At 65.0% G+C, this 25,820-nt stretch carries 23 protein-coding genes; 15 read left to right on the forward strand and 8 right to left on the reverse strand.

Annotation, left to right across the window (positions count from 1 at the left end; all coding sequences use genetic code 11):
- Positions 1–12: 12 nt before the first annotated feature.
- The 5 genes from HMPREF3067_RS09980 to ppk2 all read left to right on the forward strand — a co-directional run bounded on the left by HMPREF3067_RS09980 (position 13) and on the right by ppk2 (position 4,707).
- Entirely contained in the window at positions 13–1,338 is a 1,326-nt protein-coding gene (locus HMPREF3067_RS09980) for a YkvI family membrane protein (RefSeq protein WP_070769572.1), read from the forward strand.
- Positions 1,339–1,642: 304 nt separating this feature from the next.
- A complete protein-coding gene (locus tag HMPREF3067_RS09985) occupies positions 1,643–2,296 on the forward strand; it encodes a 50S ribosomal protein L25/general stress protein Ctc (protein ID WP_070769573.1) in 654 nt (217 codons plus the stop codon).
- A 93-nt stretch (positions 2,297–2,389) separates the two neighbouring features.
- Complete coding sequence (gene pth / locus HMPREF3067_RS09990; RefSeq protein WP_083319269.1) at positions 2,390–2,947, forward strand: aminoacyl-tRNA hydrolase; 558 nt, start codon at positions 2,390–2,392, stop codon at positions 2,945–2,947.
- Between the two features lie 6 nt (positions 2,948–2,953).
- The gene (locus HMPREF3067_RS09995) at positions 2,954–3,784 is read left to right on the forward strand and encodes a fumarylacetoacetate hydrolase family protein (protein WP_070769575.1); all 831 of its coding nucleotides are present in this window, start codon (positions 2,954–2,956) and stop codon (positions 3,782–3,784) included.
- 53 nt (positions 3,785–3,837) lie between these two features.
- A complete protein-coding gene (gene ppk2 / locus HMPREF3067_RS10000) occupies positions 3,838–4,707 on the forward strand; it encodes a polyphosphate kinase 2 (protein WP_070769576.1) in 870 nt (289 codons plus the stop codon).
- Between the two features lie 104 nt (positions 4,708–4,811).
- Here the strand turns inward: ppk2 and HMPREF3067_RS10005 are convergent, their stop codons facing one another.
- Positions 4,812–6,272: a glyceraldehyde-3-phosphate dehydrogenase gene (locus HMPREF3067_RS10005; RefSeq protein WP_070769577.1), complete on the reverse strand. Its 1,461-nt coding sequence runs from the start codon at positions 6,270–6,272 to the stop codon at positions 4,812–4,814.
- A 392-nt stretch (positions 6,273–6,664) separates the two neighbouring features.
- Here HMPREF3067_RS10005 and pth (HMPREF3067_RS10010) point away from each other — a divergent pair, with 392 nt between their 5' ends.
- The 3 genes from pth (HMPREF3067_RS10010) to HMPREF3067_RS10020 are packed head-to-tail and all read left to right on the forward strand — an operon-like array spanning position 6,665 to position 9,868.
- On the forward strand, positions 6,665–7,327 hold the full coding sequence (gene pth, locus HMPREF3067_RS10010) for an aminoacyl-tRNA hydrolase (protein ID WP_070769578.1): 663 nt from the start codon (positions 6,665–6,667) through the stop codon (positions 7,325–7,327).
- Positions 7,328–7,375: 48 nt separating this feature from the next.
- Positions 7,376–8,176, forward strand: a complete 801-nt coding sequence (locus HMPREF3067_RS10015) for an SDR family NAD(P)-dependent oxidoreductase (protein WP_070769579.1) — start codon at positions 7,376–7,378, stop codon at positions 8,174–8,176.
- A 48-nt stretch (positions 8,177–8,224) separates the two neighbouring features.
- A complete protein-coding gene (locus HMPREF3067_RS10020) occupies positions 8,225–9,868 on the forward strand; it encodes a peptide chain release factor 3 (RefSeq protein WP_070769580.1) in 1,644 nt (547 codons plus the stop codon).
- A gap of 133 nt (positions 9,869–10,001) precedes the next feature.
- Here the strand turns inward: HMPREF3067_RS10020 and HMPREF3067_RS10025 are convergent, their stop codons facing one another.
- The 3 genes from HMPREF3067_RS10025 to HMPREF3067_RS10035 all read right to left on the reverse strand — a co-directional run bounded on the left by HMPREF3067_RS10025 (position 10,002) and on the right by HMPREF3067_RS10035 (position 13,245).
- Positions 10,002–11,570, reverse strand: coding sequence for an aspartate-alanine antiporter-like transporter (locus tag HMPREF3067_RS10025; protein WP_070769581.1), 1,569 nt, complete (start codon positions 11,568–11,570; stop codon positions 10,002–10,004).
- Between the two features lie 218 nt (positions 11,571–11,788).
- A complete protein-coding gene (locus tag HMPREF3067_RS10030) occupies positions 11,789–12,049 on the reverse strand; it encodes a hypothetical protein (protein ID WP_141759386.1) in 261 nt (86 codons plus the stop codon).
- A 326-nt stretch (positions 12,050–12,375) separates the two neighbouring features.
- Entirely contained in the window at positions 12,376–13,245 is an 870-nt protein-coding gene (locus tag HMPREF3067_RS10035) for a patatin-like phospholipase family protein (RefSeq protein ID WP_070769583.1), read from the reverse strand.
- Positions 13,246–13,282: 37 nt separating this feature from the next.
- On the opposite strand from HMPREF3067_RS10035, the gene HMPREF3067_RS10040 reads away from it, so the two are divergent.
- Positions 13,283–13,696, forward strand: a complete 414-nt coding sequence (locus HMPREF3067_RS10040; protein WP_141759387.1) for a hypothetical protein — start codon at positions 13,283–13,285, stop codon at positions 13,694–13,696.
- Between the two features lie 31 nt (positions 13,697–13,727).
- Here the strand turns inward: HMPREF3067_RS10040 and HMPREF3067_RS10045 are convergent, their stop codons facing one another.
- Positions 13,728–14,384 carry a hypothetical protein gene (locus HMPREF3067_RS10045; RefSeq protein WP_070769585.1) on the reverse strand — a complete coding sequence of 219 codons (657 nt, stop codon included), beginning with the start codon at positions 14,382–14,384 and terminating at the stop codon, positions 13,728–13,730.
- Positions 14,385–14,641: 257 nt separating this feature from the next.
- Here HMPREF3067_RS10045 and HMPREF3067_RS10050 point away from each other — a divergent pair, with 257 nt between their 5' ends.
- The 4 genes from HMPREF3067_RS10050 to HMPREF3067_RS10065 all read left to right on the forward strand — a co-directional run bounded on the left by HMPREF3067_RS10050 (position 14,642) and on the right by HMPREF3067_RS10065 (position 20,394).
- A complete protein-coding gene (locus HMPREF3067_RS10050) occupies positions 14,642–17,275 on the forward strand; it encodes an MMPL family transporter (protein WP_083319270.1) in 2,634 nt (877 codons plus the stop codon).
- A complete protein-coding gene (locus HMPREF3067_RS10055) occupies positions 17,268–17,858 on the forward strand; it encodes a TetR/AcrR family transcriptional regulator (protein ID WP_070769586.1) in 591 nt (196 codons plus the stop codon). The genes HMPREF3067_RS10050 and HMPREF3067_RS10055 overlap by 8 nt, the downstream gene beginning before the upstream one ends.
- A 179-nt stretch (positions 17,859–18,037) precedes the next feature.
- Positions 18,038–19,231: an NAD-dependent epimerase/dehydratase family protein gene (locus HMPREF3067_RS10060; protein ID WP_070769587.1), complete on the forward strand. Its 1,194-nt coding sequence runs from the start codon at positions 18,038–18,040 to the stop codon at positions 19,229–19,231.
- A 14-nt stretch (positions 19,232–19,245) separates the two neighbouring features.
- Positions 19,246–20,394: a glycosyltransferase family 4 protein gene (locus HMPREF3067_RS10065; protein ID WP_070769588.1), complete on the forward strand. Its 1,149-nt coding sequence runs from the start codon at positions 19,246–19,248 to the stop codon at positions 20,392–20,394.
- 16 nt (positions 20,395–20,410) lie between these two features.
- Here HMPREF3067_RS10065 and HMPREF3067_RS10070 read toward each other — a convergent pair whose 3' ends face one another.
- Positions 20,411–21,457 carry a 3-hydroxyisobutyryl-CoA hydrolase gene (locus tag HMPREF3067_RS10070; protein ID WP_070769589.1) on the reverse strand — a complete coding sequence of 349 codons (1,047 nt, stop codon included), beginning with the start codon at positions 21,455–21,457 and terminating at the stop codon, positions 20,411–20,413.
- A gap of 61 nt (positions 21,458–21,518) precedes the next feature.
- On the opposite strand from HMPREF3067_RS10070, the gene HMPREF3067_RS10075 reads away from it, so the two are divergent.
- Together HMPREF3067_RS10075 and HMPREF3067_RS10080 are read left to right on the forward strand one after the other, a co-directional pair.
- Complete coding sequence (locus tag HMPREF3067_RS10075) at positions 21,519–22,334, forward strand: Cof-type HAD-IIB family hydrolase (RefSeq protein ID WP_070769590.1); 816 nt, start codon at positions 21,519–21,521, stop codon at positions 22,332–22,334.
- A 79-nt stretch (positions 22,335–22,413) separates the two neighbouring features.
- On the forward strand, positions 22,414–24,771 hold the full coding sequence (locus tag HMPREF3067_RS10080) for an acyltransferase family protein (protein WP_246819298.1): 2,358 nt from the start codon (positions 22,414–22,416) through the stop codon (positions 24,769–24,771).
- Here the strand turns inward: HMPREF3067_RS10080 and HMPREF3067_RS10085 are convergent.
- On the reverse strand, positions 24,768–25,094 hold the full coding sequence (locus HMPREF3067_RS10085) for a putative quinol monooxygenase (RefSeq protein WP_070769591.1): 327 nt from the start codon (positions 25,092–25,094) through the stop codon (positions 24,768–24,770). The genes HMPREF3067_RS10080 and HMPREF3067_RS10085 overlap by 4 nt on opposite strands.
- 108 nt (positions 25,095–25,202) lie before the next feature.
- Positions 25,203–25,790, reverse strand: a complete 588-nt coding sequence (locus HMPREF3067_RS10090) for a hypothetical protein (protein ID WP_070769592.1) — start codon at positions 25,788–25,790, stop codon at positions 25,203–25,205.
- Positions 25,791–25,820: the final 30 nt, after the last annotated feature.

Here is a 25,820-nt window from a genome sequence, read left to right on the forward strand (position 1 = left end):
CTCATGCCGGGAATGGCGTACTTCAGTTGTACTGTCGGCGCCGGTTTCGCCTCCGGCCAAGAAATGCTGCAGTATTACGCCGCCTTCGGTTGGTGGGGCGTCATCGGCGCCGTCATCGCGCTGGTACTGATGCCCCTCGCGGCCATGATCGCCATGCAGTACGGAAGCTATTTCCAGGCCACCTCCCACGATCGCGTCTTTTCCAGCATCGCCGGCAAGTTCCTGGCTCGCTTCGTGGATTATTCCATCACCTTCACGCAGTTTTGCATTTCCTTCGTGATGCTGACCGGTGCCGGCGCCAACCTCAACCAGCAGTTCGGTCTGCCGCTCTGGGTGGGCTCGACGCTGATGGCCGTCGCCGTCATCATCTGCGGCATGATGAACGTTGAGAAGGTCACCAACACCCTGGGCTCTATCACCCCGTTCGTGGTCGCCCTGTTGGTCATCGCCGCGGTCTATTCCTTCATGAACGCCCCGTCGGATCTCGCCGCCGTGGGCCAGTTCGGCATCGATAACGTGGAGACCACCCTGCCGAACTGGTGGGTCTCCACCTTCAACTACGTCGGTATTGCCATGATGGGCGGCGTTTCCATGGGCATCATCATGGGCGGCGACACCGTCGACGTGCGCACCGCTGGCCGCGGCGGCATCATCCACGGACTGCTCTTCGGCGTCCTGCTGGTCATGATGGTCGTCGCCATGATCTTCAACGTCACGCACGTCTACGAGGACGCCCTGCCGACCTTGAGCATCATCACCAACGTCAATGACGCCTTGGGCCTATTCGCCTCCATCGTCATCGTCGGCTACATACTGTCCTTCCTGGACTTTGCCACCCTGGTCGGCGCGGTCTTCCCGATCATGGGCTACGTCGCGCTGGTCATGATCGGCGTGCTGATCTTCACCTGGCTGGCCCGCGGCCGCGGCATCATCACCGCCGAGTCCCGCCGCCGCGACAAAATCCGCTCCTTGGTGCTGCGCATGATCGACCCGAAGCAGAAGTTCAGCAACGCCCAGCGCGCCGAGCTCTCCCAGGAGATCTTCCACTCCAACCTGGCCTCCCAGCCGCTGCGCGAGTCCGTGCCCCAGGAGGTCATCGCGGAGCTGGACGCGGACTCCAGCAACCCGTTCAGCGCCGCGGACTACGAGGTGGACGAAGACTGGCTGGAGGGCCGCTACGAGCCCATCCACCGCGGCCAGGTGCGCTACGTCAGCGAGGCCGAGCCCACCGGCTACGACGCCGACGGCAACCCCATCGCCGCTTCCGAAAAGACGGCTTCCGATGCCGAGGCAACCTCCACGACGCGCCCACGGAAGGCCACCGACCAAGACTCCTAGGAGAAGGCGCGGAGCCGCAAGGCACCGCGCACCCTGGCACAGAAATTGCGTCGCCGGGCACGGAAATTGCGCCGGCGGGGGCGCGCGTGCTAGATTGCTATCTGTCTCGGCGAGGGCTGACTAACCACGCGCGTAGTGTTGGCCGTTATCGACGCGATTGATAAAACTACATTCCAAGCTTCACTTATCCAAGCCTGCGATGTGACTCGACCAAGACGTCCATCGGCAGGCTTTAGTCGTATTTATACGCCTAGTCCTTGCCGTGTGTACTTTTCGACCTACGTTCGACTTTCAAGGAGAAACAATGGCTAACGAACGCCCTGTCATCAAGGCTGAAGCCCGTACCGAGTTCGGTAAGGGTGCCGCTCGCCGCCTGCGCCGCGAGTGGAAGATCCCCGGCGTGATCTACGGCTCCAACACCGAGCCGATCCACTTCGCCGCCGGCCTGCTGGAAATCCAGACCCTGCTGCGTTACCACGGCGTCAACGCCGTCCTCGAGCTGGAGATCGACGGCCAGCAGCACCTGACCATGGTCAAGCACGTCGACCAGAACGTGCTGACCCTGGACGTTGACCACATCGACCTGCTGTCCATTAAGCGCGGCGAGAAGGTCGAGGTCGAGGTCCCGGTCACCGTCGAGGGCGAGCCGGCTCCGGGCATGATGTTCCTGCAGGACGCCGACGTCATCATGATCGAGGCCGACGTGCTCAACATTCCGGAAGAGATCGTCGTCTCCATCGAGGGCGCCGAGGACGGGACCGTCATCACCGCTGCCGACCTGACCATGCCGGAAGGCTCCACCCTGGTCGCCGACGAGGAGACCGTCATTGTCTCCATCTCCGAGCCGGAGGTTGACACCGAGCTCGAGGAGGCCGCCGAGGCTGCTGAGGAAGGCGGCGCCGACGCTGGTGCCGAGTCCGTCGACGAGGGCGAGTCTTCCTCCGACGACGAGGAGTAATTACTGCCCCTCGCTAGGGACTTACTGCGGGCCCTCCACGCCGAGTGCGTGGGGCGGCCCGCCTTTCTTTTTGCCTGTGCCACAATGGTGAGCATGAGTGAGACTCCCCTGCTAATCGTCGGTCTGGGCAACCCGGGGCCGAAATATTCCGGCACCCGGCACAACATCGGCCACGAGGTCATCGCGGAGCTCGCCAGCCGGGTCACGCCGCAGGCCGCTAGCCTGAGCCTCAACCGGAAAACCAACGCGGAAGTCGCCGAGCTGGCCCCGGGGCGCCTGGGTGCCCGCCGCGTCATCCTGGCCCAGCCCCGCACGTTCATGAACACCTCCGGCGGCGCGGTCAAGGCGCTGGCGAACTATTTCTCCGTCCAGCCGGCAGACATTATTATCATTCACGACGAGCTGGAGCAGGACTTCGGGGCAGTGCGTCTGCGCCGGGGCGGCGGCGACCACGGGCACAACGGTCTGCGCTCGGTCACGAAATCCTTGGGTACCAAGGACTACCAGCGCCTGTCGGTGGGCATCGGCCGCCCGCCCGGGCGCCTGGATCCGGCCAGTTTCGTGCTGGCCAAGTTTTCCAAGAAGGAGGCCGCGGAGGTGCCGATTATCGCAGCCGATGCCGCGGACGAGGTGCTGCAGGCGTTAGCATAGCCTTCTATGAGGCTCGCTACCCTGAAGACCCAGTACGGCACGACCACCGTCCGCGTGGACAGCGACTACACCGGCGTGGAACTCGACCACGAGGACGTGGGGGCCCTCCTGCGCAGCGGCGACTGGCGCAAGGCTGCCCAGCTCTCCGGCGAGCCCATCGTCTTCGACCACGAGGACCTCGCCCCGGTCATCCCCCAGCCGGAGAAAATCATCTGCGTCGGCCTCAACTACGCCCGCCACATCCGGGAGATGGGGCGCGAGGCCCCAGGCCAGCCCACGCTGTTCGTGAAATTCGCCGACGCGCTCACCGGGCCATTTAGCGACGTGGCTATCCCCGGCTACGCTCAGGGCAAGCTCGACTACGAAGGCGAGCTCGCCGCGATCATCGGCACCCGCGCGCACCGCATCGATCACAGCCGGGCGCTATCCCACGTGGCCGGCTACGCCATCATGAACGACTACACCCTGCGCGATTTCCAGCGGCAGACCACCCAGTTCCACGCGGGCAAGTCCTTCTACCGCAGCTCCGGCTTCGGGCCGTGGCTGACCACCGCGGACGAGTGGTCCCCGGGGACCGGCGCCCGGCTGACCACCACGGTCAATGGCGAGATTCGCCAGGAAGACAACACCGACGACCTGATCTTCCCCGTCGCCGAGCTGGTCTCTTTCTGCTCGCACCTCTACCCGCTCAGCCCCGGCGACGTCATCGTCACCGGCACCCCGGAGGGCGTCGGCTTCGCCCGGGACCCGCAGCAGTTCCTAGGCCACGGCGACACCGTGCGCGTGGCGATTGACGGCCTCGGCCACATCGAAAACACCACGGTCTTTGCCGATTAATATTCACCGTTGATAGGTTTTCCCCACGGCCTTCCGACGGCTACGATTGAACTATGAGCAAGAAAGACGCCAAGACCACCAAGCCGCCGAAACTGAACAAGAAGGCGTACGAGGACGAGCTCAAGCGCCTGCAGGCCGAGCTGGTCGATATGCAGCAGTGGGTCGTCGAGACCGGTGCGCGCGTGGTCATCATCATGGAAGGCCGTGACGCCGCGGGCAAAGGCTCGGCGATCAAGCGCATCACGCAGTCCCTCAACCCGCGCTCCTGCCGCGTGGAGGCCCTTCCCGCCCCCACCTCCCGGGAGCGCGGCCAGTGGTACTTCCAGCGCTACATCGAAAAGCTGCCGACCGCCGGCGAGATCGTTATCTTCGACCGCTCCTGGTACAACCGCGCCGGCGTCGAACGGGTCATGGGCTATTGCACCGATCAGGAATACGTCCGCTTCCTGCACCAGGCCCCGATCTTCGAGCAGATGCTGGTCGAGGACGGCATCATGCTGCGCAAGTACTGGTTCTCCGTCTCCGACGAAGAGCAGATCGCCCGCTTCGAGTCCCGCCGCAACGACCCGCTGCGCCGCTGGAAGCTCTCCCCTATGGACCTGCAGTCCATCACCCGCTGGGAGGACTACTCCCGCGCCAAGGACGCGATGTTCATCCACACCGACACCCCCACCGCGCCGTGGTATACCGTCGAGTCGGAGGACAAGAAGCGCTCCCGCATCAACGTCATCTCCCACCTGCTCAGCTCCATCCCCTACCGGAAGATCGACCGCGAGCTGCCGGATATCCCGCAGCGCCCGGCCTCCGACGGGGAGGAATACGAGCGCCCGGCCCGCGAGGAGTTCAAGTACGTCCCCGACGTGGCTGCCGACCTCGAGCGCGGCAAGCAGGATAAGAAGAAAAAGAAGGACAAGAAGAAGTAAGTCCCAGGCCACCCACAACAGGACTTAAAAATTTCCCCGCTCGGTGGAACAGTCCACCGAGCGGGGTTTTTTATCCGGGAGCCCTTAGCGGGTTCCCACGCGCCTTAGAGCTGGGAGGCGTGGATGCGGCCGGGCAGGACCTTCGGGCGGGCGTTGGCCAGGCGCTCGACGATGCGGATGACCTGGTTGGAGTAGCCGAACTCGTTGTCGTACCAGACGTAGAGCACCAGGTGCTTGCCGCTGGCGATGGTGGCCAGGCCGTCGACGATGCCGGCGTGGGTGGAGCCGACGAAGTCGGAGGAGACGACCTCCGGGGAGGCGATGTAGCTGATCTGCTGGCGCAGGTGGGAGCGCAGCGAGACGTCACGCAGGAAGTTGTTGACCTCCTCGCGCTCGACCTCGCGCTCCAGCTCCAGGTTCAGTACGGCCATGGACACGTCCGGGGTGGGAACGCGGATGGCGTTACCGGTCAGCTTGCCCTCGAAGTCCGGGACGGCCTTGGCCACGGCCTTGGCGGCGCCGGTCTCGGTCAGGACCATGTTCAGGCCGGCGGCGCGGCCGCGGCGGTCGCCCTTGTGGTAGTTGTCAATGAGGTTCTGGTCGTTGGTGAACGAGTGGGCGGTCTCCACGTGGCCGTGGGCCACGCCGTAGCGCTCGTTGATGACCTGCAGGACGGGCGTGATGCCGTTGGTGGTACAGGAGGCGGCGGACAGGATCTTGTCGTCCTCGGCGATGTCGCCGTCGTTGATGCCGTAGACGATGTTCTTGATGTCGCCCTTGCCCGGGGCGGTCAGCAGCACGCGGCCGATGCCCGGGGCCTCCAGGTGCTGGGACAAGCCCTCGCGGTTGCGCCACGCGCCGGTGTTATCGACCAAGATGGCGTCCTTGATGCCGTACTGGGTGTAGTCGATGGTGGCCGGGTCGGAGGCGTAGATGACCTTGATCTTGGTGCCGTTGGCCCAGATGACCTCGTTTTCCTCATCCACGGAGATGGAGCCGTTGAAGGCGCCGTGGACGGAGTCGCGGCGCAACAAGGAGGCGCGCTTGAGGATGTCGCCGTCGCCCTTCTTGCGCACGACGATGGCGCGCAGGCGCACGCCGCCGTAGGCGGCCTCGCGGGCAATCAGGATGCGGGCCAGCAGGCGGCCGATGCGGCCGAAGCCGTAGAGCACGACGTCGGTGCATTCCTTGTTGACGCCGGCACCGACGACCTCCACGAGCTCCTGCTCGAGGTAATCGCGCAGGCTGTTGTAGTTGTCCTTTTCCTCTTCGTAGCCGATGACCAGGCGCCCCACGTCGACGGAGGCAGACCCCAGGTTCATCTCGGTCAGCTCCTTGATGATCGGCAGAGTCTCGAAGGTGGACAGCTCGCGCTCCGCGATGCGTCGGGCGAAGCGGTGGCTCTTGATGATGTCGATGTCGGTGACGCCCACCAGCGGGCGGCCGAAGATCGTGGTGACGACGTTGTTTTTGCGGTGAAGCTGGTGGATCAGCGGCAACATCTCCTGCGCCTTTTCCAGGCGCTCATTCCAGTTTTCTTGCCACACGTGCGAGTTCGTGGTCACGAAATCAATCCTTTTCACGGTCCGATGGGTGTATAACCAATTCTCAACCAAAAAGTTTATCGCGTTCTAGTTCGCCTTTTGGTTAAGACGGCAGAGGATGTCTTCCACACTACCCCCGCGCAGCCCAGTGGCCGGTTCGCCCACTAGGCAATATGCCACCGCCTTATCCCCCGCCGCCCGCCTAGGGCGCAGAATCTGGTTGAGGTGGGGGTAGATAGCAGGGGAATCCGGGTGCTGCGCGGTGTACTCCGTCGCCAGGCCCCGGGCCACCCTGCCGCAAAAAGCCCGGGTGTCGTCAGCCAGCCATCGGCGCCGGCAGGACCGGGGAGGTCACCTCGTCCAGGACTATGTTCGCTGTCATGTCTTAGAAGGATATATGTCAGACTAAGAGCGTGTCTTTTTTAGATAAACTCTTCAGCTCCTTCCGCAAGCCATCCGGGTCTCAGCCCTCTAGTCACCGGCCTACCGCGCCGGCCCCGCAGGACCTGCGCGCCGAGTGGCTCATCGTTGGCCTGGGCAACCCGGGACCGAAATACGCGGCGACGCGGCACAACGTCGGTTTTATGGCTGTCGATGACCTGCTGGCGGCTACCGGCGGGCTGGTCCAGCCGGTCCGCGGCCTGGCGGCCGACGCCGCCTCCCTGGACATCCAGGACACCCCGGTGCTGACCGTGCGCCCGCAAAGCTTTATGAACCTAAGCGGCCAGCCGGTCGGCGAGCTGGCCCGGTGCTTAAACGTCTCGCCGGAGCGCATTATTGTCATTCACGACGAGCTCGACCTGCCCGCCCACAAGGTGCGCCTCAAGCAGGGCGGTAACGAAAACGGGCACAACGGGTTGAAGTCCCTGACCGAGCACCTCGGCACCCGGGACTACCTGCGGGTGCGCATCGGCATCGGCCGCCCGCCGAAGGGCTCGTCCATCCCCGACTACGTCTTGGGCCCGGTCGACGCCAGCCGCGAGCTGGATACGGCGATCGACACCGCCGCCGAGGGCGCCCGGCTGATCGTGGAAAAGGGCCTGGCCGCCGCGCAGAACACCATCCACTCCCGCTAAGGGCGAAAGCGCCAGATCCCGGGCCGGCGGCCGCGCTAGGCTTAAGATATGAAAACCTTCGTCATCACCGGCGCCTCCGATGGCGTCGGAGCCGCCGCTGCCCGCCTCATCCACCGCACCCGCCCCGACGATCGCATCGTCGTCGTCGGCCGCAACCCGGAGAAAACCGCGCGCGTCGCCGATGACATCGGCGCCCCGCACCTGGTCGCGGAATTCGAATCCCTCCGCGAGGTCCGCGAGCTAGCGGAGAAGCTGGCCGAGTTCGGCCCGCTGGCGGGCCTGGCCAACAACGCCGGCGGCATCTTCGACGGCCCCCTGACCACCGCGGACGGCTTCGAGCGCACCTGGCAGGTCAACGTGGTCGCCCCGTTCCTGCTGACTTCCTTGCTGCGCGAGCAGCTCGGTAGCGCGCCGGTGGTGCAGACCGCCTCAATTGCCAACGTCCTGCTCGCCAAGTTCGACCCCGAGGACCCGAACACCTTCCACGGTTTCAGCTCGGAGCGCGCCTACGGCAACGCGAAGCTGGGCACCATCCTGCTCACCCACTACCTGCACGAACGGGGGCTGAACTCCGTGGCCTTCCACCCCGGAGTGCTGTCCACGAATTTCTCGCGCACCTCCCACGCCCGTCTGTCCAAGGCCTACACCGGGCGTCTGGACCGCCACTTCGGCTCGGCCGAGGACGGCGCCCGCAACCTAGCGTTCTACCTGACTGGCACGGCAGGTATCCACTTCACCCCGGGCGAGTACTACAACAACCACCAGCGGCCCGGCCGCCAGAAGAAGGTCTCCGACGCCGAAATCAGCGCTTTGTTCAACGCCCTGGGCCAGAGGTTGTACCTCGACTAGGCACCGTGCAATTAAACGTCCCTGCTACCGGGAAGTAAACTATGCGCCATGAGTATTGCCGCTGAAGCCAACCGCCGCCGCACCTTCGCCGTTATCGCCCACCCGGATGCCGGTAAGTCCACGCTAACCGAGGCTTTGGCGCTGCACGCCCACATCATCAACGAGGCGGGCGCCGTGCACGGCAAGGCCGGCCGCAAGTCCACCGTCTCCGACTGGATGGACATGGAAAAGGACCGCGGCATCTCCGTGGCCTCCTCCGCCCTGCAGTTCGAGTACGCGCCGGAGGGCCACGAGGGCGAGCCGTACATGATCAACCTGGTGGACACCCCTGGCCACGCGGATTTCTCCGAGGACACCTACCGCGTGCTGACCGCGGTGGACGCGGCCGTCATGCTGATCGACGCCGCCAAGGGACTCGAGCCGCAAACCCTCAAGCTCTTCCGCGTCTGTAAGGCCCGCGGCCTGCCGATCATCACCGTGATCAACAAGTGGGACCGCGTGGGCAGGGAGCCGCTGGAGCTGGTCGATGAAATCGTCAACGAGATCCAGCTGCAGCCGACGCCGCTGTACTGGCCGGTCGGCATCGCGGGCGATTTCCGCGGCCTCGCCCACGTCAACGACGACGGCGAAGCTGACGAGTACATTCACTTCATCCGCACCGCCGGCGGTTCCACCATCGCCCCGGAGGAGCACTACTCCCCCGCCGACGCCGCCGCAAAGGAGGCGGACGTCTGGGAGACCGCCGCGGAAGAAGCCGAGCTGCTCGCCGCCGACGGCGCGGTCCACGACCAGGAAATGTTCGAGCAGTGTGTGACCAGCCCGCTGATCTTCGCCTCGGCGATGCTGAACTTCGGCGTGCACCAGATCCTGGACACGCTGTGCGCCATCGCGCCCGCCCCGCGCGAGCGCGAATCCGACCCGAAGGCCCTGGAGGCCGCTGACTCGGGCGCGTCCAGCGCGATGGACGCCGCGCGCGAGGTCACCGATGACTTCTCCGGCGTCATCTTCAAGGTCCAGGCCGGCATGGACCAGAAGCACCGCGATAACTTGGCATTCATGCGCGTGGTCTCCGGCTGCTTCGAGCGCGGCATGCAGGTCCACCACGCCCAGTCCGGGCGGTCGTTCTCCACGAAGTACGCGCTGACGGTCTTCGGCCGCACCCGCGACACGGTGGATGCCGCCTACCCGGGCGATATCGTGGGCCTAGTCAACGCCGGCTCGCTCGCCCCCGGCGACACCATCTACACCGGCCGCAAGGTGCAGTTCCGCCCGATGCCGCAGTTCGCCCCGGAAGCCTTCCGGATCCTGCGCGCGAAGTCGCTGGGCAAGTACAAGGCCTTCCGCAAGGGCCTGGATCAGCTCGCTGCCGAGGGCGTGGTCCAGATCCTACGCAACGACGCCCGCGGCGACGCCTCCCCGGTCATGGCCGCGGTCGGCCCCATGCAGTTCGAGGTCATGCAGGCCCGCATGGAGCTGGAGTACAACGTCGAGACCGTCACCGAGCCCATCCCCTACTCCGTGGCGCGCCGCACCGACGCCGAGTCCGCCCCTGAGCTGGGCCGCCAGCGCGGCGTGGAGATCTTCACCCGCACTGACGGCGAGCTGATCGCCCTCTTCGGCGACAAGTGGAAGCTGGCCTTCATCGAGAAAGAACACCCCGAGCTGACCATGGAAACCCTGGTCGCCGACTAGGCCACCAGCCGCCCCAGACAGCCGGGCCCATAGACGAAGGGTGCCTGGCCGGTAATTTACCGGTCAGGCACCCTTTATTTTCTTTATTGTCTGAAAGAGCTGACTAAAGCTGCAGGCTTGAAGACGAAGCCAGCTAGAACATCAGCATGAACGGAATGACCACGATCTTGACTACCTGGGCCACCACGATGGTGGAGGCGTAGCCGGTCATGATGCGGGAGTCGGTGCTGACACCGGTGGCGTAGTTGACCACGGCGGGCTGACCGAAGATACCGGACACGCCGCCGACGGTGCGGGTCTCCGACTGGCCCAGCATGCGGCTGAACAGCGCGAAGAGGACGATGACCACGATGGTCACCAGCGCCGCCAGCACCATGGCCTTAAGCCCCACGATGGAAAACGCAGTGGACACGAAAGCCTCGCCCGACGCCAGGCCGACCGAGGCCAGGAAGATCATCAGGCCCCACTGTTGGAAAGAGGTGTTGATAGACGACGGCACCTGCCACGGCACCCGGCGGGTGCGGTGGACCGCGCCGAGTACCAGGCCGGTAATCAGCGGGCCTAGGGCGAAGCCGAGCTCGAAAGAGGCCCCACCCGGCAGCGGGATCACGATGAGCGAAATCAGGTAGCCGATGAACAGGCCGCCGGCCACAGCCACCCAGTTCAGCTCCGCATAGGACTTGACCGAGTTACCAAAGTAGTCGCGGATATCGCCCAGGCGGTCGAACTTCACGATGAGCTCCACGGTGTCACCGGAGGCAAGGTACGTGTCATCGTTGGCCAAAAACAACTCGTCGCCGCGGCGCACGCGCAGGATGCGGCCGCCGTAGCGCTCGAAGAGGTTGAGCTCGCCGACGGTGCGGCCGGCGACGTCCTCATTGGAAATCGCCACGTCCTCGATGACTAGACGCTTGTCCACGAACGGGGTCTGCGGCTGGCGCTTACCCAGCGCCTTGACCAGCTCGCGGGAATAAGACTTAGTCACCATCACGCGCATAATGTCGCCTGTATGGATCTCCGGCGAGTCACCGGCCACCATCACCTTGTTGCCGCGGCGGATGGTCGCGATGATGAAGTGCTCACCGAATTCCTCTTCCAGGTCCGCCATGTTGACGTCGTTCTTCGTCACGCGCACCGTGATGGCGCGGAAGACCTGGTCGGCGGAGTTATCCTGGTCCTTCTTCGCCGGCCAGCTCTGTTTCAGGATGAAGGAGACCATGAGGATAGCCACGGCCACGCCCACCGGGTAGCCCAGGGAGTAGCCCACCGCCGGCAAGTCCTCGCCGGTCTGCTGCTGGGCCACGGCCAGCGAGGCCGTCGACGTCGTGGCGCCGGAGAAGACGCCTACCGCGCCCAGCGGGGAAATCCCCAGAATGCCACCGAAGCCCAGCGCGGCCCCGGCTGCCAAGATCACTGCGGCCGCAGCCGCCATCATCTGCTTAAACTGCTCAGATAATCCCTTGAAGAAACGTTCCCCGGCGGACAGGCCTTGCATGTAGATGAACAGACCCAAGCCCATTTCCTGTAACTTGCTCAGGATGGTCTCGTCTAGGTCCACGAAGGAACCGAAGGCGAGCCCCACGAACAACGTGCCGGCCGCGCCGAAGCGCAGCGGCCCGAAGGGGATCATCCCGAACAAGGTGCCGAGCACGATCATCAAGAAGATGGTCAGTAGCTCATTACCATTAAAGATTTCTAACACGTTGCTCAATTCTAAGCGGTCGGGTGCACTTCGCCAGCCGGGACCCTACCCTGACTAGGCACGTCGCTGGGTAGTACTCCTTCAGGGGCAAGCTTTCGACGGCGCCGGCACCCACCTACTAAAGCCGCCCTAGCATTTGCCGCTGCACTGTCTGGCCGGCTGAAACACAAAATATCTATCGCGTCTTACCCCTGGAGCACCCGTGTGGTGTCCTCACGCTAGTGGTCATTTTCGGGTGCAATGACGCGATTAATCTGCTCCTGCCACGACGCCTTGTCACGCAGGTCTTCCTGGTGATGGTCCGATTTCTCTGCACTCGCTCCATTCCACAGAGGTGTTTCCTTGGTTGCTTCCCCTTCTGCTGTGCCCGCCCAATAGGCTAGATCGGCCGGGCTTGCCACCATCATGGCTGACTGCGGCATGGAGGGGACCACCGTCCAGCGACTGGCCACCGCCTTCCTGCTGGGCATGGCGCTCATGGCCGTGTTCTCCCTGGACATCGGCCCGGTGCGGTCCATCGCACTGTCGTCGCCGCCGCGGTTTCCGGACCGTCGGCGACCTGCTCTTTATCCTCGCTCCCAGGGACTCAGTCCTAGCCGTGGCTGGCACCAGCTCGCGCATTGTTACCGATGCCGCCACCGCCCTCAGGCAGAAGACATGGCCTCGGCAGTCTCGGACTCTCAGGTCAGCCAGCTGATGAAGACCGACGTCTACCATCTGCCTCCTGCGACCCCGATCCGCCAGGCGCCCTAGGCCTTCGTAGAAAGAAGATTTCGGCCGCGCCGAGGCCCAAACGGGGCTCAGCCTAACCGCGCAGAAATTCCTGCCAGAGGGGCCATTCGCGTTCGACCTGGCGGGCGCCGGCGGCAAAGTTGGCGCGTAGCTTGGCTACCGAGCGCTCCGTGGAGGAGACCTGCATGTCCTCCGGGCTAAACAGGTAGGCCTGGCCGGCCCGCTCCAGTTCCGCCAGCCGCGCGCGGGAGGCGTTGTAGCGGTCCGGCCGCTGGATGAGCGCCTCCGCGATAGCCGGGTAGCGCCGGAAGAGCCCGCGCACCATGCTGGGCCGGCGCGTTTTGGGGCGGATATAGTCCCGCGGCTTGGAGCCAACGAAAAGGAATTTTTTGTAACCCGCCAACTCGGCCTGCTCGATGGTGATCCCGCCGTGCTCGCCGAGGGCGCCGTCGACGTAGGGCGCGCCGTCGATAAAGCGCAGCGGCATCAGCAGCGGCAGGGTGGAGAAGGCGCGCACCCGTACGAAAAGGTCCTCCGGGACGACCACGTCTGCGCGCGTCCAGTAGACGGATTCCCCAGTGTCTGCGCACGTGGCGGCCAGGTTCATCTCCGCCGGGTTCGCCCGGTAGCCTTCCCAATCGAAGGGCAGGTCCTGGTCCGCGGACTTTTCGTAGATGAATTCCGCGTTGAAAAAGCCCTTGCCCCGCAGCAGGGAGCCCACGCCGCCGAAGCTGGGGTTATTGGCGAAGTCGGTGAAGGAATCCTCCGCGCGGATGGGGTCCCCTGATAGGTAGTTGACCGTGTGCGACGAGCCCGCGGAGACCCCACCGACCCAGCCGAACTGGACCTTCTGCTGGATGAAGCGCACTATGCACGCGGCGGTATAGGAGTTGCGCATCCCGCCGCCTTCGATGACGAGCGCGGTATCCGAGGCATCAATCATAATGGCCGCCATTCTAACCGCGGATACAATTAAGGCCATGGATGTGCGCAGTATCTGGTCCACACTGACCGGCCGGAAAGGCCCCTCCCTGGCCCGGGCCCGCGTGGACGTGCCGGAGCTCGCGGCCGCCCGCTTGCAGGTGTCCACGGCGGAAACCCTCGTTATTGTGGATATTGACGTCATCACCGCCGACGCGGTGCGGGAGGCGGCCGAAAACGCCCGCCCGCTACTGCTAACGGCGGGCAGGCGCGATGCCGCCCCAGGCACCGCAGCCACCACCGGCACGGCGGTCTACCTCCTGCCGGTAAGCAAAACCACCCTGCCGGTCCATGATCCGAAGAAGGGCTGGCTTATCCCCTTGTCCGACCAGGAGCGCCGCGCGGTAGCGGAGAAGCTGACCGGCCCGGGCGAGTGTGAAATCTCCGAGCGCCTGGCCTTCGTGGTGGATTAAGGGCTGTGATGGGTTTGTGGTGGGTTAAGGCCTAGAGCATCGCGAAGCCGATGATGACCAGGATGGCGGCCACCACGTAGCTGCCGACCTTGCTGACGGTCTCCTTGTTTTCTCGGGCCTGGGCGAAAAGCCGCCCGGCCGCCGAGTTGGGTTTGCGCCGCACGAGCCCAACGAAGACCGCCACCGCGATGGGCAGCGAGAGAGCGAAGGTCGCGTAGAGGAAAAGCCCGCCGTAGCGGATGCCCACGCTGTAGTCCCCGGCGGCCAGGTAGATGAGCCCGGCAAAGAAGGCACCGGAGGTGATGGACTGGGCCACACCCAGGATGAAACCGGTCAAAAACGTCAGCGGGCTGGGCGTTTGCAGGGGCCGCAGGAGCTTGCTCACCATCTCGTTGGACTCTCCCCCGCGGTGGCGCCAGGTCATGACCGCCGCGGCCAGGCCCAGCACGATGAGCAGCACGCCCAGGATAGGGGTGTCCAGGAAACCCTCGACGTAGGCCTTGAGCTGGTCCAGCACGAACATGGTCACCACCGAGAGGGCGAAGACCCCGAACCAGTCGCCGAAGATCAAAAGCGGCACGATCCGGCGGTACTTGCCGCGCTCAAGCATCACGCCCAGCGCCGTGACCACGCCAATCAGCAGAGCATTGACGGAGTCTAGGAAGGCGAAACTAGCGGCGTGCAGCATGGGCGCAATCTTACCGCTTAAGTCTTTCAACGCCCGAAGTGCACCCAAGTTGCACACTCTCTGCAGGTTTGCGTACACTATGCAATGTTTCCGAGGGTGTGCACGTTTCTGCACGTGTCCCCGGAATCCTTCTTTCATTTCCTCCACTCCCCAGCGCCTAGGCAACGTCCGCGGCGGGAAGCGGACCGACGTCTAACTTTTGTTTCCAACCATTGTTCTTTTGACCATTCTTCTAAGCGAAAAAGAAAGTACGCTTTATGTCTAAATACCTCTACCGGCTGGGCAGTTGGTCGTACCGGAAGGTCTGGCCTTTCCTGGCCTTCTGGCTCGTGCTGCTGGTCGCCATGGGCGGCTTGGCCGCGGGTTTTGCTAAAGACCCGAACCCGAACTTCTCCATGCCGGACATGGACTCCACCGTCACCCAAGACAAGATGAACGAGCGCTTCGGCAACGATTCGGATGCCATGAGCGAGCCCACCGCCAACGTGGTCATCCAGGCACCGGAGGGCAAGACCTTAGACGACCCGGCCCTGATGGGCGAGGTCGATGGGCTCATCGACGATCTCAAGGGCACCGACGCCCTGACCGACACGGACCAGCTGGTCAACCCGGTAATGGCCGCCGGCGGCATGCAGAAGCAGATGGGCGAGCAGATGGCCGCCCAGGGCATGCCGCAGCAGCAGATCCAGTCCAACCTCAAGGTCTTGTCCCCGCTGAGCGAGGACAAGACCACCGGCACTCTGTCCATCACCTTTGATGCGCCGGAGGTCATGGAGATCGACGAGGGCGAGCGCGACGCGGTCACCGACGTCATCGATGACTACGACTCCGGCGACCTGACCGCCAAATACAACGGCAACGCCTTCTCCGCCGCAGGCGAAGAGATGAACATGACCGCTGAGCTCATCGGTATGGCCGTGGCCGCTGTCGTGCTGCTGATTACCTTCGGCTCCTTCGTCGCCGCCGGCATGCCGCTCATCTCCGCGGTCATCGGCGTCGGCGTGGGCCTGCTGGGGGTCCAGCTGGGCACCATCTTTACCGACACCATCTCAGATATGACCCCGATGCTGGCCTCCATGATCGGCTTGGCCGTGGGCATCGACTATGCCCTATTCATTGTCAACCGCTACCGCAACGAGCTCATCACCTCTTCCGGGCTGAACAACCTGAGTCCGAAGGAACTGGCCCAAGAGCTCAAAAAGATGGGTAAGAAGACCCGCGCCCACGCCATGGGCATGGCGCTGGGCACCGCGGGCTCCTCCGTGGTCTTCGCCGGCACTACCGTGGTGATCGCGCTGGCGGCGCTGACCATGATCGGCATCCCCTTCCTGGGCACCATGGCTATCGCCGCCGCGGCTACCGTGGCCGTCGCCGTGCTGGTCGCCCTGACCTTCATCCCGGCCCTGCTGGGACTGCTGGGCACCAAGATCTTCGCCGGCCGCGCGCCGGGGCCGAAGGTCCCGGACCCGGAGGACGAAAAGCCCACCATGGGCCTGAAGTGGGTCCGCCAGATCCGCGCACGCCCGGTTACCAACCTGGTCGCCGGCATTGTCATACTGGGTATTCTGGCCATCCCGGCCGCCAACCTGTCCCTGGCCATGCCGACCGACGGCACCGCCAAAGTGGGCAGCCCGCAGCGCGATGCCTACGAGATCACCGCCGACGCCTTCGGCGAGGGCCGCAACGCCCCGATGGTGGCCTACGTCGACGTCGCGGGCGTGAACGAGCAGGAGCGGATGCCAGCCTTCCAGCAGCTGCTGGCCGACTTCAACGACACCGAGGGCGTCGAAAACGCCCAGATCATCCAGACGACGGACAACATGTACGCCGCCCAGGTGCTTATCACCCCGACCACGGGGGCTACCGATGAGACCACCACGGACACCCTGAACGCGCTGCGCTCCTACCAGTCCGACTTCACTGAGGAAACCGGCGGCGAATACGGCATCACCGGCGTCACCCCGATCTTCGACGACATCTCGGAGCAACTCACGGATATCCTCATCCCGTACATCGCCGTGGTCCTGGCCCTGGCGTTCATCGTCCTGCTGCTGGTATTCCGTTCCATCTGGGTCCCGCTCATCGCCGCGCTTGGCTTCGCGGGTTCCATGGCCGCCGCCTTCGGCATCACCGTAGCCGTCTTCCAGGAGGGCCGTTTCGGCATCATCGACGATCCGCAGCCGCTGCTGTCCTTCCTACCGATCATGCTCATCGGCCTGACCTTCGGGCTGGCCATGGACTACCAGGTCTTCCTGGTCACCCGCATGCGCGAGGGCTACGTCCACGGCAAGACCGCGGGGAACGCGACCTCCAACGGCTTCAAGCACGGCGCCCGCGTGGTCACCGCGGCCGCGATCATCATGATTTCGGTCTTCGCCGCCTTCATGCTCATGGACAAGCAGTTCATCAAGACCATGGGCTTCGCCCTGGCCATCGGCGTGGCTATCGATGCCTTCGTGGTCCGCATGACCATTATCCCGGCCACTATGTTCCTGCTGGGCGACAAGGCTTGGTGGATCCCCAAGTGGCTGGACAAGGTCCTGCCGAACATGGACATCGAGGGCGAGGCGCTTTCCGCCAACCGCGAGGCTTTGATGAATGGCGGCGATCCCGACCAGGTCCGCACCCCGGCTGCCGGCACCGCCGATGCAGGCGCGGAGAAGCACCGCGACACCTACGCGAACTTCCACCCGGAGCACGGCGGCTATGCTGCCCACGTGCAGGCGGCCCGGCGCGCCGGCGTTTACGCCGAGTCCGGCCCGGCCACCCCGGCGCGCGGGGGCGATGCTAACGACGCCGAAACTGGCGCCCGGGTGCAGCAAGGAGATAACCTTTCGGGCAAGGGATCCTGGTGGACCAAGGTCAAGAAGGCATTTACTGGCAATGAGTAATCTCCGAGAAACGAAAAAGCGCGCTACCCGGCAGGCGATAGCGGATGCGGCTGGCCGCATCTACCTATCCGAGGGCGCGGAGGCGCTCACGGTTTCTCACGTGGCTGAGCAGGCAGGCGTATCCGCCCGCACCTTCCACAATTATTACTCCAGTCTGAACGAATGCTTGGCTCAGTTCGCACTTGGTGCAGTCAGCTCGATTGCCGAGAAGGTAGACGAATACCCAGCACAAGCAACCACGACGGAGATCTTCGAAGACATCGTCTGTAAGGGATACCGTACCGCCGAACCGGAGCTGCACTCCGTGGCTTCGTTGTCGATGGTGATGGACTACCTGGATAAGTCATGTTTCTCCGGCGTCAATCGCGACGACGCCAAGCGCGTGGCAGAGCAAGTCTCGGAAGCGTTTTCCCGGCACAGCCCTGGGCGGGACGCGTTCGACACCGAGGTGGTTCTCCACGCCTGCGCCGCGGTGAGTGCGTCGGCAAGCAAGGCTTTCTTCGCACTGCCTGAGCCGCGCGACCCAGAGGTGGGTGAGCAGATGGTCCGGCGGGCCTTTGCCACGCTTCGCTCGATAGTCTAGGCGGACTACTCCCCGAAGAATCCAGGTATTGCCTCTTAGTGCCCGGCCCGCTGGGCAGCAAATGTTCACTGAAGGTTTACCCTGATTCAGCGCCTTACGCGTCGGATCAGGGTAAAATTTCATTTCTAGACCTTTTAAGGCTCTTCCTATTCTCGATCTTTTTATTGGAGCATCACACAGTGAAGGTAGCCATTCTGGGCGGGGACGGATTCTGCGGTTGGCCCGCAGCCCTCTACCTGTCCGACCAGGGCCACGACGTGCACATCGTTGACAACCTCTCCCGGCGCGCCATTGACGCCGAGCTCGAAGCCGAATCGCTCACCCCGATCCGCAGCATCGACGAGCGGTTGGAGGCCTGGAAGGAAGTCTCCGGCAAGACCATCGGCTTCCACCGCATCGACGTGGCCCACGACTACGCAGCACTGCTGGAGTTCATCAACACCGAGCACCCAGACGCCGTGGTCCACTTTGCCGAGCAGCGCGCCGCGCCGTATTCGATGAAGTCCTCACGGACCAAGCGCTACACGGTGGACAACAACATCAATGCCACGCACAACCTGCTGGCTGCGGTGGTCGAGTCCGGCCAGGACATCCACGTCGCCCACCTGGGCACCATGGGGGTCTACGGCTACGGCACCGCCGGCATGGAGATCCCGGAAGGCTACCTGGACGTCAAGGTAGAGGTCCCGGGCTCCGAGCCGGTCGAGCAGTCCATCCTCTACCCGTCCAACCCGGGCTCGGTCTACCACATGACCAAGGTGCTGGACCAGCATCTTTTCGCCTACTACGCGAAGAATGACGAGCTGCGCATTACCGATCTCCACCAGGGCATCATCTGGGGCACGCACACCGAGCAGACTCGTCGGGACGAGCGGCTGATTAACCGCTTCGACTACGACGGCGACTACGGCACCGTGCTCAACCGATTCTTGGTCCAGGCCGGCGTCGGCTACCCCCTGACAATCCACGGCACCGGCGGACAGACCCGAGCGTTCATCCACATCCGCGATATGGTCCGCTGCATTGAGCTGGCCCTGAACAATCCGCCGCAGCGGGGCGAGCGAGTCAAGATCATCAACCAGATGACCGAGACCCACCGCGTGCGCGACCTGGCGGAGCTGGTCGCGAAGTTCTCCGGCGCGCAGGTCGCCTACGTGCCGAACCCACGCAAGGAGTCCGCCGAGAACGAGCTGCACGTATCAAACGACACCTTCCTGCGTTTGGGCCTTGAGCCCACCACCCTGTCCGAGGGGCTGCTGCAGGAGGTCGAGGACGTCGCGCGCAAGTACTGCGACCGGGTGGATCGCTCCAAGATCCCGGCGCGTTCCCTGTGGACCGCCCAGCAGTCCGCCGGCGTTCCTGAGAACGAATAGGGCAGGCAGCTACCGTGCGCGTTGCTATCTTCACGGAAGTCTTCCTGCCCAAAATCGACGGGGTCGTCACCCGGCTGACCCACACCTTGCGGCAGCTGCACGCCGCCGGGCACGAGGTCTTAGTATTCGCCCCCGGTAACCCGCCAGCCGCCTACGCCGGCTTCGAGGTCGTCTCCATCCCCTCGCTGTCCCTGTGGCCGGTCTACCCCGAGCTGAAATGGGGCCTGCCGGATCCGCGAGTGCTGCTTCGGCTGCGGCGTTTCGACGCCGACGTCGTGCACGTGGTCAACCCGATTTGGACCGCGGCGCTGGGTGTGTGGGCGGCGCACCGCGAGGCCCTGCCCCTGGTGGGTAGTTTCCACACGAACCTGCCGGAATACGTAGATGCCTTAGGCATCGGCTGGGTCCGGCCCGCCACGGAGGCGGCGTTGCGCTACCTGCACAACCAGGCGGTAGAAAACCTCTGTACCTCAGACCCCATGGTCGAGCGCGCCCAAGAACTGGGCATCAACAACGTCTCGCTGTGGCCCAAGGCGGTGGACACGGACAACTACTACCCGCGCCGCTACAGCGAGGACATGCGCTCCCGGCTAACGGGCGGGCACCCCGAAGCCCCGCTGGTTACCTACGTGGGGCGCGTGTCCAAGGAAAAGGACTTGGACCGCCTGCCCGGCATCATGGCGCGTGTCCGCGAGTGCGTGCCCGGCGCGCGCCTGGCGGTGGTCGGCGCCGGCCCGTACTCCGGGCAGCTGGCGAAGCAGTTCGGCCCCGACGAGGCGGTCTTTACCGGTTACCTCTCCGGCGACGAACTGGCCGCGGCCTTCGCCTGCGGCGACGTCTTCTGCTTCCCCTCCCGGACCGAGACCCTGGGCCTGGTGGCCCTGGAGTCCTTCGCCTCCGGCGTGCCGGTGGTCGGTACCCGCGCGGGCGGAATCCCTTTCGTTATCGACGACGAGAAGACCGGCCTGCTGGTCGACGAGGACGCCTCCGACAGCGCGTGGGCCGAGGCCCTGGCGGGATTGCTAGGCGATGCCGACCGCCGCGCCGCCATGGGTGAGGCCGCGCGCGCCGAGGCCGAGCGGTGGTCCTGGGAGGCGGCGACCCGCTCCCTCGTTGAGACCTACCAGCGGGCCATCGACGGCCCGCTCTACCGCCTCGCTTAGGCTTAACGCCGCGTGTCTACACGCTGCCCAGCGCCGCGCGGATGCCTTCCACGTCGACCTCGCTGGCAGCAGCCGGTGTGAAGGTCGCGTCCTGGGTCTTGTCGACTAGCACCGCGCGCACGCCCTCGCGGAAGTCGGGCAGCCCGCGCAGGTATTTCCCGAGCGCGTTTTCCATGGCCAGCGCGTCGTCAACACTGGCGGCGCGCTCCTCGGCCGCCAGGAGTTCGGCCGCGGCCACCAGCGAGGTCGGGCTGGCTGCCTGGGTTAGCTCCGCGACCTTGCGCGCCAGCTCCTCATTACCGGCCTGCGCTAGGCGCTGAGAGATTTCCTCCCACGTCGGCGCGTCGAAAATGGCCTCAATATCGTCAATGATTTCGGCCAGCGGGGCCGCCTCTTCCGGCTGGGTGGAGTGCTCGCCCAGCGCGGCATCGATCCCGCTCTCTACGATGTCTTCTACCACGGCCTCGGCGTCCTTGACGTAGTGGGTGGCCAGGCCGGAGTAAAGCAGATCCGCGGCGTACATGCGGTAGCCGGTTAGCGCCCAGAACTTCGCCAGCGCCGGGGAGGACTTCCCGCGGGTGCCCACCGCGCGCTGGGCGGCATAGCCCGCGCCCACGTCGGTGACGTAGCCGATATTCATCTCCGGCATGGAGGCGAAAGCCTTGTCCGTGACAATGCGGTGGCTGCCGTGCACGGAGATGCCTACTCCCCCGCCCATGACGATTCCGTCGAGAACCGCGATGACGGGCTTCGGGTAGTGCGCCAGCTGGGCGTTCATGGCGTACTCGTCCGCGAAGAACTGGTCGACCTCCGCGACGTTGCCATCAATGAGGCCCTCCCTTGCCGCGCGCACGTCGCCGCCGGCGCAGTAGGCCTTCGGGCTGCAGGAGACAAAAAGCACCTGTTCGATGCCGTCGTCGTCGCGCCACTGGTTCAGGCCCTCAACAATCTTGTCAACCATCTCCGGGTTGAGCGAATTCAAGGCCTTGGGCCGGTTGAGCTCCACCACTCCGGTACTGTTGCGGACGTCAAGAATTACTGGGGCATCGTTGTGTTCAGTCATGGCATCCAGTATTCCACGTCACACAGCGGCGCCGCAGCCCCACAACTCACGGAGGATCATTATGCCTGCACCTACTCCCCGGCTCATCGCCCTCGACATGGACGGAACCCTCCTCGACGGCGAAGGCCGCATCCCCGCCGGCTTCCCCGAGCTCGCCGCCCGGCTCCACGATCTAGGCGTGGTCCTGGTGCCGGCGTCCGGCCGGCAGCTGGCCACCCTCCGCGACATGTTCTCCGGCATCAGCGGCATCAAGTCCTTCATCGCGGAGAACGGGACCTTGGTCAGCCACCACGGCGACATCGTGGACACCACGCAGCTGCCCGCCGACATAGTCACCGCCTGCCTTGACGCCTGCGCGGGCATCGACAGCGCCCAGACCTACGCGGCAGTCCTCTGCGCGCCGGAGACCGCCTACATCGCCGCCGGCACCCCGGCTGCCATCCGGGCTGAAATCGACAAGTACTACCATTCCGTGACCGTGGTGGACGACCTGGCACGGGTGGCGGCCGATAAGCCGCTGGTCAAGCTGGCGGTCTACTGCAACGCCGACGCCGAAGAGCACGTCGCCCCGCACCTGCGAGCCGCATCCGCCGGTAACAATCTGGCTATTTCCGGCAAGAACTGGATAGACGTCATGTCCGCCGACGCGGATAAGGGCCACGCGCTGGAACAACTGGCCGCGAAGCTGGGCATCCCGATGGAGCAGACCGCCGCCTTCGGCGACTACCTCAACGACTTTCAGCTGCTCCAGGCGGCCGGCACCGCCGTGGCGATGGAGAATGCTCACCGCCGCCTGAAAGAAATCGCGGATCTCCAAGCTCCCTCCAATCTCAACAACGGCGTGTTAGAAGTACTCCGCGACTGGTTTGGAGAATAATCCCCACCATCGCCCTGGCACTGAGTCTGACTCGCGGATCAGGGCGCGATTATTTTCCCCAGCTAGGTAGGAGCGAGTGGTGAGTTCTAAGGCCGGCAAACTGGGCAAACGCGTAGTGCAAAAGCTCGACCCGCGCCGCAGTCGCAGCCAGAGCACCCGCGCTAGCGGCGTGCCGGCTGCCCCGAGCACACCACCCTCCGAGCCTGCCTCCCCGGCCCCGCAGCCCCAGCGGGCGCTGGGCCCCAACCCGGAGCGCAAGGCGCTGCCCGCCGGCCGTTCGGCGCAGCCTGCAACCCCCCGCCGCCCGGTGGTCAAGGCCGCTCCCCAGGTGGTGGGCGCCGCACCTAAGGCTGCATCTGCCCCTAAGGCCCGCGCGGCCAACGCCGCCCGCACGCCCAAGGCTGCGCCGTCGGCGCTGCCGGCAGGCGGCAAGACGGGGCCCGCCCCTGCCTCGCCGCGCCCGCGGGAGATAGGCGGCGGCCGAGTAGCCGCGTCGAAAAAGCAGGCCCGGAAGAAGAACACGGCGCGGCTGCGCTACGTGCCCGCCCTGGACGGGCTGCGCGGCCTCGCGGTCGCCGCGGTCATCGTCTACCACTTCTTCGGAGGTGTGCTGCCGGGCGGCTACCTGGGCGTGGACATGTTCTTCGTCCTGTCCGGGTTTTTGATTACCTCGCTGCTGGTGCGGGAATTCGACGTCACCGGAGGGATCAGCCTGCGCGATTTTTGGGTCCGGCGCTTCCGCCGCATCCTGCCGGCGGCCGTGGCCGTGCTGGCAATCTGCACGGCGTTGGTCGGCGCGATCGGCGGCGATATCGCCGTCAACCTGCGCGAGCAGTTCTTCGGCACCCTGTTCTTCGCCAACAACTGGGTCCAGATAGCTACCTCCCAGTCGTATTTCGCCGATAACGAGGTCCAGGTCTTTGCCCACTACTGGTCCCTGGCCGTGGAAGAGCAGTTCTATCTGCTGTGGCCGCTGATTATCCTGGGGCTGTTCTCCCTGGGCAGGCGCCAGCCGCGGCGCCTAGCGCTAGGGGTCAGCGTGGCGCTGGGGGTGGCCTCCGCGCTGGCGATGGCCTGGATCTTTAGCCCGGGCGAAGATCCGACCCGTGTTTACTACGGCACCGACACCCACGCCTTCGGCCTGCTGGCCGGCGCGGGCCTGTCGCTCATCATCACCACCCGCAACCCCAACCCGGAAGCGCCCGCGTGGCCGCACTACTCCGCGTCCGGGCGGCGCGTGGCCGAGGCCATAGGCCTGGTGGCGTTGGTCGCCTACGCCGCGCAGCTTATGTTTATGGCCGACGATCTGGCGCTTACCTACCGCGGCGGGCTGCTGGTCTCCAGCGTGCTGGGGGTGGCGATCATCTGCGGCATCCTGGCCGAGCGCCCGCTACTCAACGCGCTGTTCGCCAACCGCTTCATGCGCTGGGCCGGCAAGCGCTCGTTCTCTCTGTACCTGTGGCACTGGCCCATTGTCATCATCCTGCGCGAGATCACCGGGGATGCAAACGCGTGGGCCGTGGGTACCGTCGCCCTGCTGCTCTCCGCCGGGCTGGCGGAGCTGAGCTACCGGTGCATTGAGAACCCGCTGCGCCGCCGCGGCTACCGCACCACCGCCCGCGATTTCTGGTCCGCCCGCCCCGACTGGCCCACGCTGCGCTCAGCCTGGAAGGTGGCGGCCTGGCCGCTGGTTCCCGTGCTGGTCTTCAGCTCCCTCGGCGGCATCGCCTGGGGCCTGACCCACTCCGGCGACAAGACCTCCTTTGAGCAGGAACTGGATGATCTGGCGGCCCAGAACCAGTCCAACAATGCCCAGGCGCCCAGCGAGAAAAGCGCGGGCCAGGGCGGCGGGGACGCCGCTGGTGCCCCGAATGACAAGACCTCGGAAAACAAGAAGAGCCCGGACATGGTGCACCCCATGCCCAGCGGCGACGAGATTACGGCCGTGGGTGATTCCGTGATGCTGGCCTCCAGCCAGTCGCTGCAGGACCGCTTCCCCGGCATCTATATCGACGCGGCGGTCTCCCGGCACTACGACCAGGGCCTGCCCGCCATCCAGCAGCTCGCGGACTCGGGCCAGCTGCGGGACACGGTCCTTTTAGGATTCGGCACCAACGGCCCGCAGCTGGATGATGAAATCGATCAGATGATGAAGATCATCGGGCCAGAGCGCACGGTGCTCATCGCCACCCCCTATGGCGACCGCGACTGGATGACCACGGCGCGGCAGGAGACCATCGCCGCAGTGAAAAAATATGACAACGTCTACCTGGCGGACTGGTGCTCACACGCCCAGCACGACCCAAACTACCTGCGCGAAGACGGGATCCATCCCGTGGCGGGCGTGGGCACCGACCAATATGCCCTGGCCTTCTACTACGGGCTGCTGCGCTATGCCCACGGGGAGAAGGCCACGACAACTAAGTGCGAGGTCTAGTCCTCGACCTTAAACTCTGCCATCTTGTCCCAGGACTCCTTACCCTCGATGCGGAAATTGATGATGTCCGGGGTCTCGACCAGGTACTGCGGGAACTCGCGGCAGGAGCGCTCGAAGTGCTCGGACTGGACGTGGTCGACGTCCTTGCCGTCGGCGTAGGTCTCCAGCAGCAGGAACTTCTGGCGGTCTTCCGGATCCCGGAACCACTTGAAGTCCAGGCAGCCCTCCTCGGCGTTGCAGGCCTGGGTGTACCAGTTGATCTCATCGAGGAAGGTCTCGGCGTACTCGGGCTTGACGTGGAATTGAACGTTGATGAAAATCATGGCCCCATCCTACCCGTCTGGGTGGATGGGGCCTTAGCTCGCTGAGGAGGCGCTGATCACACGGGTCCGAGGTTCCTACCCGCGCCCGGTGGTGCCTTTAAAGTCCCGTTATCGTAGGAAAAACTCGGCCACGTAGACGAACTTTCCGTCGGTGGCGGTGGCCACGCCGAAGCCGCGGCCGTCGTCGATCCGAGTGACCGGGACGTCGCGGTTGAGCCAGGCGGTGCGCTCGCGGGCTTCCTGCTCGGTCAGGCGGTGAACGGAGCCCTCGCCGGCATCGGCAGCCGCGGCACCGTGGCCGACCTTGCCGTCGAAGCTCACCTTGCCGGCCGCAGCCTCGTCCGCCCACTGCTGGGCGATGCCGGCGGCGTTCTGGTTCGGGTGGTGGCCCTGCTTGACCAGGTGGGCGTGGGTGGCGGCGGCGAGGTCGGAGCGGGCCTGGGCGAAGGCGGCGCCCTTGGGCGGGGCGATGAAGGCCGGCAGCTGGATGCCAAAGCGATCGGCGGCCTCGTAGGCCTGGGCGGGCAGCTCCACCTGCGGGATCTGCGAGGACAGCTGCTCGACCTGGGCGCCTGCCTGGGAGGACAGGTCGGCCGGCTGCGGCAGCACCTGGGCCTGGGCGGCCTGCGTCCCGCCAAAGGTCACGGCGACGGCAGCCAGGACGGTACAAAACTTACGGTTTTGGTGGTAGCGCATATCCCCGACCTTGCCAGCCGTGCCCGGCTT

This window comes from Corynebacterium sp. HMSC04H06 (genome assembly GCF_001815935.1).
Lineage (GTDB): Bacteria > Actinomycetota > Actinomycetes > Mycobacteriales > Mycobacteriaceae > Corynebacterium.